This is a genomic window from Amycolatopsis stemonae (genome assembly GCF_054781455.1).
This window is the reverse complement of record NZ_BAAGUJ010000002.1, coordinates 605,189-621,895: the sequence shown is the minus strand read 5'-3', so window position 1 is coordinate 621,895 and position 16,707 is coordinate 605,189. Positions and strand designations below refer to the sequence as shown.

The 16,707-nt window shown below is 70.7% G+C and carries 18 protein-coding genes; 10 read left to right on the top strand and 8 right to left on the bottom strand.

Annotated elements, in window-relative coordinates; genetic code table 11:
* Positions 1–319: 319 nt before the first annotated feature.
* Positions 320–742, bottom strand: coding sequence for a hypothetical protein (locus ACYVLJ_RS09175; RefSeq protein WP_451971030.1), 423 nt, complete (start codon positions 740–742; stop codon positions 320–322).
* 12 nt (positions 743–754) lie between these two features.
* Positions 755–1,090 carry a hypothetical protein gene (locus ACYVLJ_RS09170; protein ID WP_286000676.1) on the bottom strand — a complete coding sequence of 112 codons (336 nt, stop codon included), beginning with the start codon at positions 1,088–1,090 and terminating at the stop codon, positions 755–757.
* A 316-nt stretch (positions 1,091–1,406) separates the two neighbouring features.
* Here ACYVLJ_RS09170 and ACYVLJ_RS09165 point away from each other — a divergent pair, with 316 nt between their 5' ends.
* Both ACYVLJ_RS09165 and ACYVLJ_RS09160 read left to right on the top strand, forming a co-directional pair.
* Entirely contained in the window at positions 1,407–2,792 is a 1,386-nt protein-coding gene (locus ACYVLJ_RS09165) for a tetratricopeptide repeat protein (protein WP_451971032.1), read from the top strand.
* Positions 2,793–2,814: 22 nt separating this feature from the next.
* Complete coding sequence (locus ACYVLJ_RS09160; protein WP_451971035.1) at positions 2,815–3,702, top strand: phosphotransferase family protein; 888 nt, start codon at positions 2,815–2,817, stop codon at positions 3,700–3,702.
* A 210-nt stretch (positions 3,703–3,912) separates the two neighbouring features.
* Here the strand turns inward: ACYVLJ_RS09160 and ACYVLJ_RS09155 are convergent, their stop codons facing one another.
* The 4 genes from ACYVLJ_RS09155 to ACYVLJ_RS09140 form a co-directional block, all read right to left on the bottom strand.
* Positions 3,913–4,941 (bottom strand): copper resistance D family protein, encoded by a 1,029-nt coding sequence (locus ACYVLJ_RS09155; RefSeq protein WP_460438330.1) that lies wholly within the window; start codon positions 4,939–4,941, stop codon positions 3,913–3,915.
* Positions 4,941–5,489 carry a copper resistance CopC family protein gene (locus ACYVLJ_RS09150; RefSeq protein ID WP_460438329.1) on the bottom strand — a complete coding sequence of 183 codons (549 nt, stop codon included), beginning with the start codon at positions 5,487–5,489 and terminating at the stop codon, positions 4,941–4,943. Before ACYVLJ_RS09150 ends, ACYVLJ_RS09155 begins: the two co-directional genes overlap by 1 nt.
* Positions 5,490–6,248 carry a YcnI family copper-binding membrane protein gene (locus tag ACYVLJ_RS09145; protein ID WP_460438328.1) on the bottom strand — a complete coding sequence of 253 codons (759 nt, stop codon included), beginning with the start codon at positions 6,246–6,248 and terminating at the stop codon, positions 5,490–5,492.
* 70 nt (positions 6,249–6,318) lie between these two features.
* Entirely contained in the window at positions 6,319–6,807 is a 489-nt protein-coding gene (locus ACYVLJ_RS09140; RefSeq protein ID WP_460438625.1) for a hypothetical protein, read from the bottom strand.
* Positions 6,808–7,101: 294 nt separating this feature from the next.
* On the opposite strand from ACYVLJ_RS09140, the gene ACYVLJ_RS09135 reads away from it, so the two are divergent.
* Genes ACYVLJ_RS09135 through ACYVLJ_RS09120 form a run of 4 tightly spaced genes read left to right on the top strand, consistent with a single transcriptional unit; the run spans position 7,102 to position 10,649 of the window.
* Positions 7,102–7,749, top strand: coding sequence for an ABC transporter permease (locus ACYVLJ_RS09135; protein ID WP_451971046.1), 648 nt, complete (start codon positions 7,102–7,104; stop codon positions 7,747–7,749).
* The gene (locus ACYVLJ_RS09130; protein ID WP_451971049.1) at positions 7,742–8,908 is read left to right on the top strand and encodes an ATP-binding cassette domain-containing protein; all 1,167 of its coding nucleotides are present in this window, start codon (positions 7,742–7,744) and stop codon (positions 8,906–8,908) included. The genes ACYVLJ_RS09135 and ACYVLJ_RS09130 overlap by 8 nt, the downstream gene beginning before the upstream one ends.
* On the top strand, positions 8,905–9,684 hold the full coding sequence (locus tag ACYVLJ_RS09125) for an ABC transporter permease (RefSeq protein WP_451971052.1): 780 nt from the start codon (positions 8,905–8,907) through the stop codon (positions 9,682–9,684). The genes ACYVLJ_RS09130 and ACYVLJ_RS09125 overlap by 4 nt, the downstream gene beginning before the upstream one ends.
* Positions 9,681–10,649 (top strand): glycine betaine ABC transporter substrate-binding protein, encoded by a 969-nt coding sequence (locus ACYVLJ_RS09120; RefSeq protein ID WP_451971055.1) that lies wholly within the window; start codon positions 9,681–9,683, stop codon positions 10,647–10,649. Before ACYVLJ_RS09125 ends, ACYVLJ_RS09120 begins: the two co-directional genes overlap by 4 nt.
* Before the next feature lie 51 nt (positions 10,650–10,700).
* On the opposite strand, the gene ACYVLJ_RS09115 is transcribed toward ACYVLJ_RS09120, so the two are convergent.
* A complete protein-coding gene (locus tag ACYVLJ_RS09115) occupies positions 10,701–11,162 on the bottom strand; it encodes a DUF6474 family protein (protein ID WP_451971058.1) in 462 nt (153 codons plus the stop codon).
* A gap of 90 nt (positions 11,163–11,252) precedes the next feature.
* On the opposite strand from ACYVLJ_RS09115, the gene ACYVLJ_RS09110 reads away from it, so the two are divergent.
* The 3 genes from ACYVLJ_RS09110 (at position 11,253) to ACYVLJ_RS09100 (ending at position 14,391) form a co-directional block, all read left to right on the top strand.
* Positions 11,253–12,893, top strand: a complete 1,641-nt coding sequence (locus tag ACYVLJ_RS09110) for a TM0106 family RecB-like putative nuclease (protein WP_460438327.1) — start codon at positions 11,253–11,255, stop codon at positions 12,891–12,893.
* 82 nt (positions 12,894–12,975) lie between these two features.
* On the top strand, positions 12,976–13,605 hold the full coding sequence (locus ACYVLJ_RS09105; RefSeq protein ID WP_460438326.1) for a PadR family transcriptional regulator: 630 nt from the start codon (positions 12,976–12,978) through the stop codon (positions 13,603–13,605).
* 132 nt (positions 13,606–13,737) lie between these two features.
* Complete coding sequence (locus tag ACYVLJ_RS09100; protein ID WP_451971067.1) at positions 13,738–14,391, top strand: class I SAM-dependent methyltransferase; 654 nt, start codon at positions 13,738–13,740, stop codon at positions 14,389–14,391.
* Positions 14,392–14,438: 47 nt separating this feature from the next.
* On the opposite strand, the gene ACYVLJ_RS09095 is transcribed toward ACYVLJ_RS09100, so the two are convergent.
* Positions 14,439–15,197: a Rossmann-fold NAD(P)-binding domain-containing protein gene (locus tag ACYVLJ_RS09095; RefSeq protein WP_460438325.1), complete on the bottom strand. Its 759-nt coding sequence runs from the start codon at positions 15,195–15,197 to the stop codon at positions 14,439–14,441.
* 185 nt (positions 15,198–15,382) lie between these two features.
* On the opposite strand from ACYVLJ_RS09095, the gene ACYVLJ_RS09090 reads away from it, so the two are divergent.
* The gene (locus ACYVLJ_RS09090) at positions 15,383–16,687 is read left to right on the top strand and encodes a UDP-glucose dehydrogenase family protein (protein WP_460438324.1); all 1,305 of its coding nucleotides are present in this window, start codon (positions 15,383–15,385) and stop codon (positions 16,685–16,687) included.
* Positions 16,688–16,707 lie beyond the last annotated feature (20 nt).

Sequence of the window (16,707 nt, the reverse complement as noted above, 5' to 3'; positions counted from 1 at the left end):
CGGGGTGAACCAGTGGTCCACGTCCGGTTCGATGATCAATCTAGCGGGGGATTACCGCCTGGGCTAGGCCTGACGCGTATTTTTTTCGATTAATCGCGGTGGGGACCGGGTGGTGTGGCCGAGGACCGGTTCGCGCTGCTCGGGGGTGCGGGCGAAACAGTCCTCGGCCGGGCGAGAGCAGGCGCGGGTCCGATGGGGCGATCGGTCGGCCGCGCTCGCCGGTCTGGGTGGGCGGCGCCGGTGGGACCGGCGCGAACCCTGGGGCTTCGGTCAGGACGGGTGGGTCGCCACCGCGGGAGGAGGCGACGGCCCGGGTCCGTCAGGCCGTGACCGCTCGGCGCGGGTTCACCAGTGCGTGGCGCCCAGTGGTCTCCGCCGCGGTGGGACCCGGGACCGGACGGCCCTGCGTGGGGACCGGGCTCTTGCGCCGGCCCTGCAGGCGGTTGTCCGCCGAGGTCTGCTGCGGTGCCAGCCCGCCGGCGACCAGGTGCTCGTGCGCGACCTGCCAGACCGAGCACGGCGCCTTGCAGCGGTGCCACCGGGTCGAACAGGTCGGGCAGTCACCGCGCTCGTCGGGCTCGTGCATCTTCAGCATCGCGCGCCACGCTTCGGTCAAGCGGGGCAGTTCGGAGCGCGCGACCGAGACGAGCGACTGGGCGTCGGCGCGGTTCGCCAGGTCGGTCAGCATGTCGAGGCGCTCCCAGACCGCGTTGCGGAGGACCTGCCCGAGTACCTGATCCATGTCAGCTCACCGTTACCTTTCCGCCATCTTGGCGGCTTCGTTGAGCGCGGCGCGCAGCTGTCCGAGCTGGCCGGACGTCAACCGCGCGGTCTCGCCGGGGGGCGAGACCAGTACCACCTGGTTGTCTTCGACGAACACCGTCACCGCGCGTTCCCGGCTGATGAGGTCGCCGCACTGCACGCGCCACACCAGCTGGCCGCCCTCGTAGTGCCGGACGCTCGCGGTGCGGGGGTCCACCGCGGCGGCGGGGGTCACCGGGCGGACGGCGGAGATGGGAGAGACCACCGGCCGCACGGCGCGGGTCGCCGTGCCGGCATGTCCCCCTGCGAACGAGTCCACGAACTCCACGCCCTTCTCCGCTCTGTCGTCCTCTTCGGAGCGGGCTCCGAAGATGCCTTCTGCAACATCCCTGCGGTTTTCGTAGCTCTCCGTGATCGCTGCCGGTGTCCGGGCGGTGACGGAGATCTGACAACTACAGTGAGGTGAAACCGGGTGCGATAGAAGGTCGAAATGGCGTCATAGCGGTGACCGGACCGGGTTCCACGGTAAGCGGTCAGTGGACTTCGCCCGGACCGATCAGGGCACCAGTTCGGCTGTTCACACGGCTTCGCCGGTTTGCTTACGCTGTTTCACAGACGCCCGACCGGACAGTGGAGGGGGCGCGATGGACGCCAACAACGGTGGCAGTGCCGAAGCCCGGCAGAGCCACGCGGTTCCCGCCGACGCGTGGGAGCAGCCGGAGATGAGAGCAGCTCTCGCCACTCGCGAGATCAGCGCCGTCTACCGCCTCTTGCGCAAGCACGGTGTCTCTCAGCGCCAGATCGCCGCGATGACCGGCCAGTCCCAGTCCGAGGTGTCGGAGATCCTCAAGGGCCGCCAGGTCATGGCCTACGACGTGCTCACGAGGATCGCCGACGGCCTGGGCGTCCCCCGTGGGTACATGGGCCTCGCCTACGACGAGGCCACGGCGATACGGGTCGTCGGCTCCGCCGACGGCCAGCAGGCTGAGGAGGACGAGTCCGTGAAGCGACGGAGGTTCCTCGCGCACGCCGCCCAGGTCACGATGGGTGCGGCGGTGTTCGGTCCGGAATCGGGCACGTGGTCGGCGGGACCGGCCAGGACGCCGGCGCCCGGGCGCATCGGCATGACCGACGTGCGCCAGGTGGAGGCCGCGACGCGGGCCCTCCGGGCCCTGGACTACCAGTACGGCGGCGGGTTCTGCCGCGACGCCGTCGTGGCGCAGCTGTCCTGGGGACAGCAGATGCTCGAGGCCAACGGCACCGACATCGTCAAGAACCGGCTGTACGTGGCGCTCGCCGACCTCCACTCGCTGGCCGGCTGGACGTCGTTCGACACCGGGCTGATGGACTCCGCGCGCGGCCACTTCGCGAACGCGCTGGACCTGGCCAAGCAGGGCGAAAACCACCCGCTGGTGGCCAACGTGCTCTACCGCATGGGGCGCGTCTACCTGCACCAGGACGCCCCGAACGACGCGCTGAAGCTGTTCCAGCTGGGCCAGATCGCGGCCCAGGAATCCGGTTCCGAGCTGGCGGTCTCCGTGCTGTGCGCGAACGAGGCGTGGGCCTACGCGATGATGGGCAACGAAGAGCAGGCCGTGAAGCTGCTCGGGCGGAGCAAGGACGAGTTCGAGCGCGCCAACCTGGCCGAAGCCGAGTCCTGGGTGAAGTTCTTCACCGAGACCGACGTCTACGCCATGGTCGGCACCGTCCACACGGTGCTCGCGCAGAAGAACACCGAGCACACGAAGTACGCGATCCCGGCGCTGACCAGGGCCGTCGAGTCCTACGACGACGAGATGGCCCGGTCCAAGACGTTCATGCTCAGCGCCCTGGCCACCAACCACCTGATCGAGGGCGACCTCGACCACGGCGCCAAGGTCGGCGGCAAGGCCATCGACTGCGCCGAAGGCATCAAGTCCGAGCGGGTCAAGGACCGCATGCGCCCGCTGCAGGACGAAGCCGAGCGCCGCCGCAACAACGCCGACGCCCGTGACCTCGCCGATCGCCTCAACGCTTTCTACGCCGCTTAAGGCCGAAGGGGCCGGCACCGTCTTGGACGGCCGGTTCACCCCCGCGAAGCTGCGTGGCGTGCTGGCGGAAACCTGTGCCCGGCTGGGCGTCGACCCGGCCGGTGCCCGGCTGCTCCGGTTCACGAACAACGCCGTGTACGCGCTGGTCACGGCGCCGTTCGTGATCCGGATCGTCGGCTCGACCCAGCTCCGGCACCGCGTCGACACCGTGGTCCTGGTGGCCCGGCACTTCGAGCGGCACGGCGTCCCCGCCATCCGGCTGCTCGACACCGTCGAGCAGCCGATGCCGGTCGGCGGGCACCTCGTGACCGTGTGGCACCAGGTGCCGAGCATCGGCCGGCCGGCGACCTCCGCGGACCTGGCCCGGCTGCTGCGCCAGGTGCACGCCCTCCCCGCGCCCGACGGCCTGGCCGAATGGGCGCCGTTCGCCGCCGTGCGGGCCCGGGTGTCCGACGCCGAAGAGCTCAGCCACGCCGACCGCGTGTTCCTGCTCGACCGCTGCGCCGAGCTCGAAGACGCGCTGTCCGGGCTGGAGTTCCCGCTGCCCAGGGGCCTGGTGCACGGCGACGCGTACCCCGGCAACGTCATCCCGGGCCCGGACGGGCCGGTGCTCTGCGACTTCGATTCGTCGTGCGTCGGCCCGCCGGAGTGGGACCTGACGCCGCTGGCCGTCGGCCGCGAGCGGTTCGGTGACCCGCCGGTGCGCTACCGGACGTTCGCCGCGGCGTACGGCTTCGACGTGACGTCGTGGCCCGGGTTCGCCGTGCTCCGGGCGATCCGGGAGCTGAAGCTGACGACCAGCGTGCTGCCGATCCTGCGCAGCCGGCCGCAGGTGCGGCCGGAGCTGTTCCGCCGGCTGGACGATCTTCGCAGCGGCCGGACGGACGCACGCTGGACGCGTTACCGCTGACCCTCGACTGTCACATGATGTGACCGGGACCACAATCTGCACGTGCATTCGCCGACTGCAAATGACCGTTCGTCGCTTCCGAAGTGGGCTCGTCTCTGCGTAGAGAGTTCGGTCCGACGGGTCGCCCCCAATGGTCTACCCCTCAGCCCAATGCGCAAGTTGCAGCTACACGGCGTCACTGACACCGGATCTACCTGCGGGGAAGGGCTTTCAAGAGGCGACGACGGGCGCCCGCGTCAGCACGACGGCGAACCCGAACGCCAACCCCATGACCGTCAGCTCGAGCGTCGCCCACGCGGCGAGCGCCGTGCGGTTGTGCCGGACGATCTGCGGCATCAGCCGGAAGCGGGTGTACGCGCCGAGCAGCGCGATGACACCCGTGCAGAGGAACTTCAGGATGAAGAGCCGCCCGTACGGCGTCGTGAAGATCGCCGCCCAGAACCCGATGGTCGGGTTGAGCGAGATCTCGATGAGGCCGTTGAACAGGCCGGTCGCCGCGGAGAGGAGCAGGCAGAGCGTCGCGAGCTTCGAGAACCGGGGCAGCGCGTGCGCCAGCAACGTCCGGTTCGCGACGAGGAGCACGGTCATCGCGCCGAGGCCGCCGGTCCAGGCGACGGCGCTCATCACGTGCAGCTCCATCGAGATCATCGTGTAGTCGTGGTAGCTCCAGTTCGAAGCGTGCCCGGTGACCGGCAGCGGCAGCAGCGCGAACAGGCCGAGCCCGACCCGGACCTCGGCGGGCACCTTCTCGCCGAAGTGCAGCGCCAGCGCGCCGATCCCGGCGTGGACGAGGGCGAGCGCCGCGACGATGACGAGCGCCTTGCCCGCGCCGACGTTCGCGATGTAGCCGCCGATGTCCCCGGCGGTGAGCGTCGACGACCCGGGCTTGTACTCCGCGGTCTGCAGGATCAGCGCGACGACCGCGGCCGTGGCCCAGACGAGCGCGGCCGCGACGCCGGCCGGGCGGGCCAGCCGCATGACCGGTTCGGTGAGCTTCGGCCGGTCGTAGCCGACGAGGACCGACAGCAGGGCGAGCCCGATCGTCGTGACCGCGGCGAGGTCGAGCAGGACCCGCACGACCGGGATGCCGGCCGAGACCACCGCGCCGGGTTCCACGACCCCGGGGACCGGGGTGGTGGACATGAGCGCGACGCCGATGAGGGCGCCGAGCAGTCCCGCCGTCACGACGCACAGGAGCGTCGAATAGCGGGGCTTCGTGGTGGCCTCGGCCTGGGTCATCAGTTCTTCTCTTCCACCGACCGGCCGGACCGCAGGGCGACGGTCAGGCCGATGACCAGCAGCACCACCGCCCCGGCGATCCAGACCCAGATCGGCACCCCGGTCGTCGACGACTGCGGTGCGGCCTGCGAGGCGCTGCCCGGCGACTTCGCCGCGTCGACGGTCGCCGGCGTGCCGGTGCCCGCGGTGGTGAGGGTGAAGGTCAGCTCCCCGGTCACCGGGTGGCCGTCGGCGGACAGCACGCGGTAGCCGACGGTGTAATTCCCGGCCGGCCCGAGCGGCCGCAGGGGTGCGCTGATGACGTTGTTCACCACGCTGATCGGGCCCTCGGCCCACTGGCCGCCGCTCGGCCCGGTCACCGCGATCTGGTTGACGTCCGCGCCCTGCACGTACTGGTCGAACGTCAGGCTGACCTTCTGCGGGCCGGCGGTGATGGACGAGCCGTTCGCCGGGTCCGAGGAGATCAGCACGTTGTGCGCCAGCGCCGGGGTGGCCGTGCCGAGCACGGCCACCACCGTCAACGCCAGCGCGACGAGCGCCTTCCGCATCTAGCTGTTGCCTCCCGACTTCGCCGTGGCCTTGCGGGCCCGGATCGTCGCGCCGGCTCCGACGCCGACGCCGATGGCGCCGACGAGCAGGCCGGCCCCGCCGAGCCAGCGAGCCGTGCTGTCGGACGACGCCGCGGCGGCTTCGGTGTGCTCACCGGTGGTCGACGCCGTCCCCGCCATACTGCCGTGGTCGTCGTCGCCCGCGGACTTCGCGGCCAGCTTGACGGTCGGCGCCGGGTGCTCCGGCTCCTCGCCGCCGGGCGGGGTCGGCTGGGTCCAGTCGACGACCTTGCCGTCGCTGTAGGTCTGGTGCGCCGGGAACTCCACCTCGTCCACGTTGGTGGGCAGCGGGCCGAAGCTGACCGAGAACTCCTGGTAGTCCGTGGCCTTGAGCTCGTTGCCGGGCTGCGCGGTCCACGTCACCGCGGTGACGGCCTCGGTGATCTGCGTGCCGTTGTCCTTGGTGATCGGGGCGGGCAGCTTCGACTTCGTCACCTCGGCGGTCCAGCCGGGCACCGGCTTGGTCCGCACGCTGCCGATGCCGTAGTCGGGCTTGAAGTCGACGGCGACCTTCTTGGTGGTGGTGTTCGGTTCCTCGCTCGGGACGCGGAACACGATCGCCGCGTAGCCGCCCTTGGTCGGCTGGGCGCCGTAGACGTTGGCGGTGACGTGCGCGGAGGCGACGCCGGCGCCGAGGAGACCGGCGGCACCGACGGTGGCGGCGAGGAAACCGGCGCGCTTGAAGACGTGCTGGGACATGGGTTCACTCCTGATGAACTCAGTGAAGGTCAGCGGCTTCGGGGAGCCGCTGTTCGGGGATGAGCTGGTTTCAGGAGGGGCCGGGCGGGCCGCGCCGCCCGCGGATCCGGCGCAGGTCGACGCCGACGAGGTGACCCGGCGCGGCGGCGCGGACCGGGACGGGCGCGGGGGCCGCCGGGACCGGCAGCGGGGTGAGCAGCCGCGGCAGGATCGCGCGCAGCACGGCGAGCACCGCCAGCAGCGTCGAGTCGGCGCGGGCGAGCAGGAGCGCGGTGAGCAGGGTCGCGAAGGCGTGCGCGGCGACCATGCCGAGCCCGCTGCGGCCGGGCGCCGCGGCCATGTCGTGGCCGGCGAGCGTGGTCAGCAGCAGGTGCATCACGAGCTGGGCGGCGCCGAGGAGGGCGATCGTGGCCACCGGTCCGCGGGCCTTGCGGGCCAGCGCGCTCGCCGTCCAGCCGAACAGGCCGGCGAGCAGCACGGTCATCGCCGGGTCGGGCAGGCCGCCGTCGGCCAGGCGGTGCGCGGTGACCGACAGCGCCGCGGCGCACACGGCGAGCAACACACCCCGGATAGCACCGAGCACGGCGGGTCGCCGTGCCGGAACGCTCATGAGGAGCAGCCTAAGGGACCGCCTCCCGCGTGAGCGTGTGATCCCGTGAAGTGAGCACACGCCGAGTTCACGTACCGCGCCACGCCGTGGTTCAGGTCACTGGTTGCCGATCACGCCCGGATAGGCCACGGTGTTCGGAACCAACGGGGGTTTGGACCGGCGTCGCGCTGGGTACTGAGTCGTCGGTCAGGAACTAGCCCGATCGGGTGAAGGTCCGAGCGAAGGGCGGGAGAGCGCACACGGATGAACCTCTTCGACTACATCTCCGATCGGGCGAGCAAGCTCTGGCTGGAGGCCTACCTGCACACCAGCATGGTGGTGCAGTGCACGATCCTCGCCGCGGTCCTCGGCGTGCTGATCGGGGTCGCGGTGTACCGCAGCCCGATCGGTTCGGCGGTGGCCACGGCGCTGGCGAGCACGATCTTGACGGTCCCGTCGTTCGCCCTCCTGGGCCTGCTGATCCCCATTTCGGGGCTCGGTCCGACGACGGCCGTGATCGCGCTGGTGCTCTACGGCCTGCTGCCGATCGTCCGGAACACCATCGTCGGGCTCGACGGGGTCGACCCGGCCGTCGTCGACGCCGCGCGCGGCATCGGGATGAGCCGCTTCGGCGTGCTCACCCGGGTCGAGCTGCGGCTGGCCTGGCCGGCGATCCTCACCGGCATGCGGGTCGCGACGCAGATGCTGATGGGCATCGCGGTGATCGCCGCCTACGCGAAGGGTCCCGGCTTCGGCGCCGAGGTCTTCTCGGGGCTCACGAACGCGGGGAGCACGAACTCCCTGAACCAAGCCGTCACCGGAACGGTCGGGGTCGTCATCCTCGCGCTGATCCTCGACGGCGTCTACGTCCTGATCAAGCGCTTCACCATCTCTAGGGGTGTCCGTGGCTGAGAACGAGGAAGTCTCCGGCGTCGAAATCGAGCTGGAGAACGTCACCAAGCGGTACCCCGGTACGCGTGAGCCGGCCGTCAAAGAGTTCTCGATGGTCGTGCCCGCGGGCAAGATCGTGGTCTTCGTCGGGCCGTCCGGTTGCGGCAAGACGACGACGATGCGGATGATCAACCGGCTGGTCCAGCCGACGTCCGGCCGCATCACCATCGGCGGCGAGGACGCGCTGAAGCTCGACGTCGACACCCTGCGCCGCCGGATCGGCTACGCGATCCAGCAGGCCGGGTTGTTCCCGCACTTCACCGTGGCGCAGAACATCGGGGTGGTGCCGGGCCTGCTCGGCTGGGACAAGAAGAAGGTCAACGACCGGGTCGAGGAGATGATGGACCTGGTCGGGCTCGACCCGGCCGACTTCCGCGACCGCTTCCCGCGCCAGCTCTCCGGTGGCCAGCAGCAGCGCGTCGGCGTCGCCCGCGCGCTCGCCGCGGACCCGCCGGTGCTGCTGATGGACGAGCCGTTCGGCGCGGTCGACCCGATCACCCGCGGCAACCTGCAGGACGAGCTGCTGCGCCTGCAGGACGAGTTGAAGAAGACGATCGTGTTCGTCACGCACGATTTCGACGAGGCCGTGAAGCTCGGCGACAAGATCGCGGTGCTCGGCAACCAGTCGTCGATCCTGCAGTACGACACGCCCGAGGCGATCCTCGCCAACCCGGCCAACGACACCGTCGCCGGGTTCGTCGGCGCGGGCGCGTCGCTCAAGCAGCTGACGCTGCTGCGGGTCCGCGACGTCGAGCTGACGCAGGACGCGCTGACCGCGTCGGTGTCCGACGACCCCGCCGAGCTGCGCAAGAAGCTCGAGGAGACGCGCAAGCACTTCGCGCTGGTCCTGGACGCGCGGCGCCGCCCGACGCGCTGGGTGCACGTCCGCGACCTGGTCGCCGGGGCGTCGCTGGCCAACGCGGGCAAGCCGCTGCGCGACATCGTCAGCCTGCAGTCGACCCTGCAGGACGCGCTCGAGGCGATGCTCGCCGAGGGCGGCTCGGTGCCGGTGACCGGTGCGCGCGGCGAGTACGCGGGCACCATCCAGCTCGACACCGTGATCTCGACCATCCAGCAGCTGCGTGACGAGCACACGAACGGCGAGGAGGTGTCCGCATGACGGCTGCCGTCGATACCGGTTTCAGCACCGAGTCCGGCTCCAACCGCGCGGAACGCGTCCGGCTGTTCGCCCAGCCCGTCGCGGTGCTGGTGATCGTCGCGGTCACGCTGATCTGGGTGTTCTCCAGCGGGCTGAACGCGACGGAGAAGGAGACGCTGAACGCGTCTTCGCTGCTGACGGCGCTGTGGGACCACCTGCTGATGACGATCGTGGTGACCGCGATCGTGGTGCTCGTCGCCGTGCCGCTCGGCGTGGTCGTGACGCGGCCGTGGGCGCGTTTCCTGGCGCCGATCTTCCTGGCGATCGCGAACATCGGCCAGGCCGCGCCGGCCCTCGGCGTGCTGGTGCTGTGGTTCATCATCACCGGCTCGACCGGCGGGCTCTGGGTCGCGGCCCTGCCGCTGGCGTTCTACTCGCTGCTGCCGGTGCTGCGGAACACGATGGTCGGCATCCAGCAGGTCGACCCGGCGCTGATCGACGCCGGCCGCGGCATCGGGATGTCGGCGTCCGCGGTGCTGTGGCGGGTCGAGCTGCCGCTGGCCGTCCCGCTGATCCTCGCCGGCCTGCGCACCTCGCTCGTGCTGGCGGTCGGGACCGCGACGTTCGGCATGTTCGTCAACGCCGGCGGGTTCGGGCTGCTGATCGACACCGGCTACAAGCTGAACCTGACCTCGGTGCTGGTGACCGGCTCGGTGCTGGCCGTCGCGCTGGCGCTGCTGGTCGACTGGCTGGGCGCGGTCGCCGAACAGTTCTTCGGACCGAAGGGGCTGCGATGAAACTCCGGCGCTTGAAAGCGCTCTTCGGGGTGGCCGTGCTGGGCGCGACGCTGTCGGCGTGCGGCCTGACGGTCAACCAGGCGGTGCCCTACGACATCCAGCCGGGCTCGATCCAGCCGATCCCGTCCCTGCAGGGCCTCAAGGTCACGGTCGGGTCGAAGGACTTCACCGAGAACATCATCCTGGCGTACATGGCCGAAATGGCCCTGACGGCGTCGGGCGCGGACGTCGTCGACCTCTCGGACATCAAGGGGTCGAACTCGTCGCGGCAGGCGCTGCTGACCGGGCAGACGGACGTCACCTGGGAGTACACCGGCACCGGCTGGATCAACTACCAGGGCAACGAGCTGCCGGTGCCCGGTGGCGAGAAGGCCCAGTACGAGGCGACGGCCAAGGCGGACGAAGAGAAGTTCGGCGTCAGCTGGCTGAACTATTCGCCGCTCAACGACCAGTACGCGTTCGCGGTCACCGAGGACTACGGCGCGAAGAACAACCTGAAGACGACGTCGGACCTCGCGGCGTTCCTCAAGCAGAAGCCGGACCAGAACGTGTTCTGCCTGGAGACGGAGTTCACCAGCCGTCAGGACGGCTTCCCGGCCGCGGTGAAGGCCTACGGGTTCCAGAACCCGAAGATCGAGAACTTCGGCATCGGCACGATCTACTCGGCCGTGGCGAGCGGCACCTGCCCGGTCGGCGAGGTGTTCACCACCGACGGCCGCATCTCCGGGCTGAACCTGCGAGTGCTCGAGGACGACAAGAAGGCGTTCCCGCAGTACAACGCGGTGGCCACGCTGCGCACCGAGTTCCTGAAGCAGCACCCGGACATCCGCGGCCCGCTGGAGAAGATCAGCGCGGCGATCGACAACAAGCAGATGATCGAACTCTGCAAGAAGGTCGACGTCGACGGCGAGGACGCGGGCAAGGTGGCCCACGACTGGATGGTCGAAAAGGGCTTCGTCAAATAGCGGCCCGATCGGAAACGGCCCCGGTTCGCCGGGGCCGTTTCCGTATCCGGGTCAGATCCCGAGCCGGTGCAGCAGCTGGCCTTCGAGCCGCTCCAGCTCGCCGGCCACCGCGCGGTGCGCCGACTTCCGGCGGGCCGCCGGCATCCGCTCCGCCGCGCGGACCGTCGCCGACAGCTGCTCGAGCGTGCCCAGCGAGTCCTTCGCGAACTCGACGTCCGCGGCCGAAGCCTTCTCCGACTTCTCCAGGTCGCGGCAGCCTTCCGCGATCCCGGCGATGCGGGCGTGCAGCGCCGCGCCGCGGCCCGTGTACGAGCCCAGCTGGTCCACGGCCACCCCCAGCTTGCGGGCCTGGTAGCGGTCGTACAGCTCCCGGGCGGCGCCCGCCGCGCGCACCGCGTACGGCGCGACGACCGGGATCACGGCCGGGCCGAGCACCTTCGCCACCGCGACCGCGTTCTTCGCCTTCTTGGGGGTGATCCGGGCTTCACCCTCGACCTTGGCCTTGCGCGCCATGGCACCTCCTGCGACGTGTCGAGGTCGAACTTACTGGTCGCCCGGGTGGCGGGCATGTCGGCTCGGCCGTGGGAATCTAGAGTGATCTCCATGAAGACCGAGGTGGTGCTCGACGCGGGAGCGGTCAGCCGCTGCCGTCGTCGCGTGCACCTCGAGCACGATCCGGCGATGCGCGAGGTACCGCTTTCCCCGCCGGACCCGACAGCGCAGCAGCGGATCGCCGACGCCACGGCCCACCGCGAAGACATCGTGACGCGGCTGATGGAAGCGAACCCCGGCCACTGGCTGAAGATCGGGCGCGACCTGCCCGCCGCCGAGCGCGTCGAACTGACCGAGCAGGCCTTCGCCGCCGAAGCGCAGTACATCTGGGGCGCGCTGTTCCCGGTCGACGCGGCCGGGCACCGGCGCGGCGGCATCGACCTGCTCGTCCGCACCGGCCGCGGTTACGTGCCGGTGCTCGTCGTGCGCCACCGCATCACCGATCGCGGCACGGGCGCGATCGTCACCGGGATGACGGACCTCGACCCGGCGCACCGCGGCGCCGACGAAGGCCGCAAGGTGCGGGCGCAGCCGCGTGACCAGCTGCGGCTCGTGCACATCCGCCGCATGCTGCAGACGCTCGGCCAGGCCGACGAAAGCGTCGCGATCGGCGGCGTGATCGGGCTCGACGCCGACGTCGTCGTCTGGCACGACCTCACCGCCGGCACCTGGCCGGGCGGGCGCAGCGCGCTCACCGAGTACCAGGTCCGGTTCGCCGACCGGCTCGCCATAGCCTCGGCGGCCGCGAACGGCGAAGAGCCCCTCGCGGAGCCGTCGCGCGTGCTGGAGTGCCGCCGCTGCCCGTGGTGGCCGACGTGCGAGGTGGTGCTCACCGAGACCCGCGACGTCAGCCTCGTCGTCCGCGGCGAGGACGCCATGGAGCTGCGCCGCGCCGGGGTGTCCACTGTGGACACGCTGGCCGCGCTGGACCCGGCGGGCGAGCCGCCGCCGGTGAACTGGACCGGCGTGACGTTCCCGGACGCGGTCGTGCTCGCCCGCGCATGGCTGGCCGACCTGACGCTGGTGCGCCGGGTCGATCGCGTCGACGTGCCGCGCGCCGACGTCGAGGTCGACGTCGACATGGAGAGCTTCGGCGACGCCGGCGCGTACCTCTGGGGCTGCCTGCTGAGCGGCGCCGACATCGGGCTGGAGCCGGGCTACCGCGCCTTCGCGACGTGGGACCCGCTGCCCACCGACGACGAAGCCCGGTCCTTCGCGGAGTTCTGGGCCTGGCTCACCGACGTCCGCCAGCGCACCGAAGCGGCCGGGCTGACCTTCCGCGCCTACTGCTACAACGCGCTCGCCGAGAACCGCTGGCTCTTCGGCTCGGTCGAGCGCTTCGGCGACCACCCGGGCGTCCCGGCGAAGAAGGACATCCAGTCCTTTGTGGACTCCGATGAGTGGGTCGACCTCTTCCGCAGCGTCACCGACCAGTTCCTGTGCTCCCACGGCAAGGGCCTGAAGGTGATCGCCCCGGTCGCCGGGTTCGCGTGGCGTGATCCGGAGGCGGGCGGCGAGGCGTCGATGCGCTGGTACCGCGACGCCGTCGGCATGGACGGCGAGGTGCCGGACACCGGCCAGCGCGAGCGGCTGCTGCGCTACAACGAGGACGACGTCCTGGCGACGCGCGCGCTGCGCGAGTGGATCAGCGAGCGGGCGCAGGCCGAAGTCCCGTACATGTTCGACCTCTGAGTAGTTCGCCGACTAAGACACTTGCCGACTGACGCGTCTGCGTGCATACTCGTCTGCGAGTACTCGTGGACGAGGAGTCGGGATGAAGCGGCGGAAGGTCGGCAACCTGCTCGGGCTGGCCGTGCTGTCCGCCGTGGTCGAGCGGCCCATGCACCCCTATGAGATGGCCACGGTGCTCAAGCAGCGCGGCAAGGAAGCGGACCTGCCGATCAAGTGGGGTTCGCTGTACACGGTCGTCGCGAACCTCGAGAAGCACGGCTTCGTGGAAGCCGTCGAGAGCGTGCGTGACGGCGCGCGGCCGGAGCGGACCGTCTACCGGATCACGCCGGCCGGGCACGCCGAAATGGAGGACTGGGTCCGCGAGCTCGTCGGCACGCTCGACCGGGAGCCGCCGCGGTTCAAGGCCGGGCTGTCGCTGATGGGCGTGCTCGGCCCGGACCAGGCGGCCGCCCTGCTGCGGCAGCGGGCCGCCGACCTCGACGAACGCGCCGCGGCGCAGCGGGCGAGCCTCGAGCAGCTGCGTCCGGTGACGCCGCGGATCTTCCTGGTCGAGGTCGAGTACGACCTCGCGATGACGGAGGCCGAGGCGCGCTGGGTGCGGGCCTTCCTGGCCGACCTGACGAGCGGCGCCGTGCCTGGCACGGACGCCTGGCGCCACTGGTACGAGACCGGCGAATTCCCTGACGACCTGGGGGAATTCGTGGAGAAATAGCACGGACCCCGGGAGGTGCTGGCACACCGCCCGGGGTCCTCGACCCCGAACCGAGCACGCCCGGCCCCGAGGTGGCACCACGAGGATAACCGGGCGGCTCTCCGGTTCGGATCACCCGAAGAGGAGAGATCCATGGAGACGACCCGCAAGCACAAAGTCCCCGAGATGGAGGGCTTCCAGGCCCGCTGGTACGCCAAGAACCGCGGCACCGAAGCGCAGCTCCGGCAGTACCGGAAGCAGGCCGCCGCGGTGACGGCCGGGCTGAACGAAGGCGCCGAGGTCCTGGAGGTGGCGCCCGGCCCCGGCTACTTCGCCATCGAGGTGGCGAAGCTCGGCTTCCGCGTCACCGGGCTCGACATCAGCCACACGATGGTCGAAATCGCCCGGGAAAACGGCGCCGGCCTGGACGTCGACTTCCGGCAGGGCGACGTCACGCACGCGCCGTTCGCCGACGAGTCGTTCGACTTCCTGGTCTGCCAGGCCGCGTTCAAGAACTTCCGGCAGCCGGTGGCGGCGTTGAACGAGATGCACCGGGTGCTGCGCCCGGGCGGGTTCGCGGTGATCCACGACCTCAACCACGAGGCCACCGCCGCGGACATCGGCCGCGAGGTCGCCGGGATGGACGTCGGCGTGGTCAGCGGCTTCACCGTGCGGCAGACGCTGGGGTGGCTGCGGCGCCGGGCGTTCACGCGCGAGCAGTTCGAGGCGCTGGCCGCGGAGAGCGCTTTCGGTGGCTGCTCGGTCACCACCGACGGCATCGGCCTGGAGGTCCGCCTCGCCCGCTGAGACCGCCCTGGGGCGGCACTTTCACCTGAAAGTGCCGCCCCTTCGGGTCAGCGCGGGGCCATCCGGAGCGAGCCGTCCATGCGGACGACCTCGCCGTTGAGGTAGTCGTGGTCGATGAGCGACAGCGCGAGCTGCGCGTACTCGTCCGGCCGCGCGAGGCGCTTCGGGAACGGGATGCCGGCGGCGAGGGCCGCGCGGAACTCGTCGCTGACCGTGGCGAGCATCGGCGTGTCGACGATGCCGGGCGCGATGGTCAGCACGCGGATGCCGTGCGAGGCCAGGTCGCGGGCCGCGGGGAGCGTCATGCCGACGACGCCGCCCTTGGACGACGAGTAGGCGACCTGCCCGATCTGGCCGTCGAACGCGGCGATCGACGCGGTGTTGATGATGACGCCGCGGGCGTCGTCCTCGAGGGGCTCGGTCTTCGCGATGGCCTCCGACGCGATCGTCAGGACGTTGAACGTCCCGACGAGGTTGATCTGGACGACCTTCGCGTACAGCGCGAGGTCGTGCCGGCCCTTTTTGGACAGGATGCGCGCGGACGGCCCGATGCCGGCGCAGTTCACGACGGTCCGCAGCGGCACCCCGGAGCCGGCCGCGGTCGCGACGGCGGCTTCGACCTGCTCGACGTCGGTCACGTCGGCTTCGACGTAGGTGATGCCGTCGACCTGCTCGGCCTTCTCGATGGACGGCGCCAGGTCGAGCGCGAACACCCGCGCGCCCTTGGCCGCGAGGGCCTTCGCCGTCGCGCCGCCGAGGCCGGACGCGCCCCCGGTGACGAGCGCCGCGGTGTCGGTGATCTGCATCTGTGCGGTTCCCTTCGCTGCTCTGGTTCCGGACCCAGGTTAACGCTCGTTCGCACGGGCGCTTTGTGTGCTCGCTCACCGGCCGCAAACTGCTGTTAACGCACCGCCGCGGTGTCGCGTGGAGTACTCACCGGTGTCCGGTTCCGTTAGCGCGATCGTCAACTCCGGCTGTCACCTTCAGCACCATGACGCCAGCTCGGATCGTGGTGGTAGGAACCGGTTACGTCGGCTTGACCACGGGGGCCTGCCTGGCCAGTCTGGGTCATTACGTCACCTGCGTGGACGTCGACCGCGCGAAGGTGTCGCGGCTCGCCGCCGGACGCGTAGACATCCTCGAACCGGGGCTGGCCGATCTGGTCACCCGCGGGATCTCGGCCAAGCGCCTCCAGTTCGTCGTCGGCGCGCGGGACGCGGTCCGCGACGCGCAGGCGGTGTTCCTCTGCGTCCCGACGCCGATGGGGGCCGGCGGTTCCGCGGACCTGCGCGCGGTCGAAGCCGTGACCGCCGAGATCGGTGACGTCCTGCCCGCCGGCTGTGCCCTGATCACCAAGTCGACCGTGCCGGTCGGCACGTCGAAGCGGATCCGGGAGATGCTCGGCCGGACCGACGTGCCGGTGGTGTCGAACCCCGAGTTCCTCCGTGAAGGCACCGCGGTCGCGGACTTCCTGGGCCCGGACCGGATCGTCGTCGGCTGCGACGACTTCGCCGCCGCGAGCTGGGTCGGTGACCTGTACGCCGAACTCGACGCACCGGTCGTCGTCGCGGACGCGGCGAGCGCGGAACTCGTCAAGTACGCCGCGAACTGCTACCTCGCGCTGAAGCTGTCCTACGTCAACTCGATCGCCGAACTGTGCGAGCGGCTCGGCGCGGACATCAACCTCGTCACCGAGGGCATGGGCTACGACCGGCGGATCGGCCGGACGTTCCTCAAGCCCGGCCCGGGCTGGGGCGGCTCGTGCCTGCCGAAGGACACGAGCGCGCTGGTCAAGGTCGCCGAGTCGGTCGACTACGACTTCAGGATGCTGACCTCGGCGATCGACGAGAACCTCGCCCAGCGCGACCGGATCGTCGCGAAGATCGCCGGCGCGGTCGGCGGGACGCTGGCCGGCGCGCGGATCGGTGTGCTGGGCCTGGCGTTCAAGGCCGGCACGAACGACCTGCGCGACTCGCCGGCGCTCGGGGTGTCCTCGGTGCTGTGCGCGCTGGGCGCCGAAATCGTCGCCTACGACCCGGCGATCGACTGCGAGATCGACGGGATGACCGTGGTCGACGACGCCTACCAGGTCGCCAAGGACGCGGACGTGGTCGTCGTGCTGACCGAGTGGGCCGAGTTCAAGGACCTCGACTGGCGGGCCATGGCCGAGCTGATGGAGGGCATCGACGTCGTCGACACGCGGAACCTGCTCGACCCGCGGACGATCGTCGCGGCCGGGTTGTCCTGGCAGGGCGTCGGCCGGCCGCGCGCGGCGGCGAAAATCAAGGTGTCTTGACCGGGTAGCGCTGGCTACGA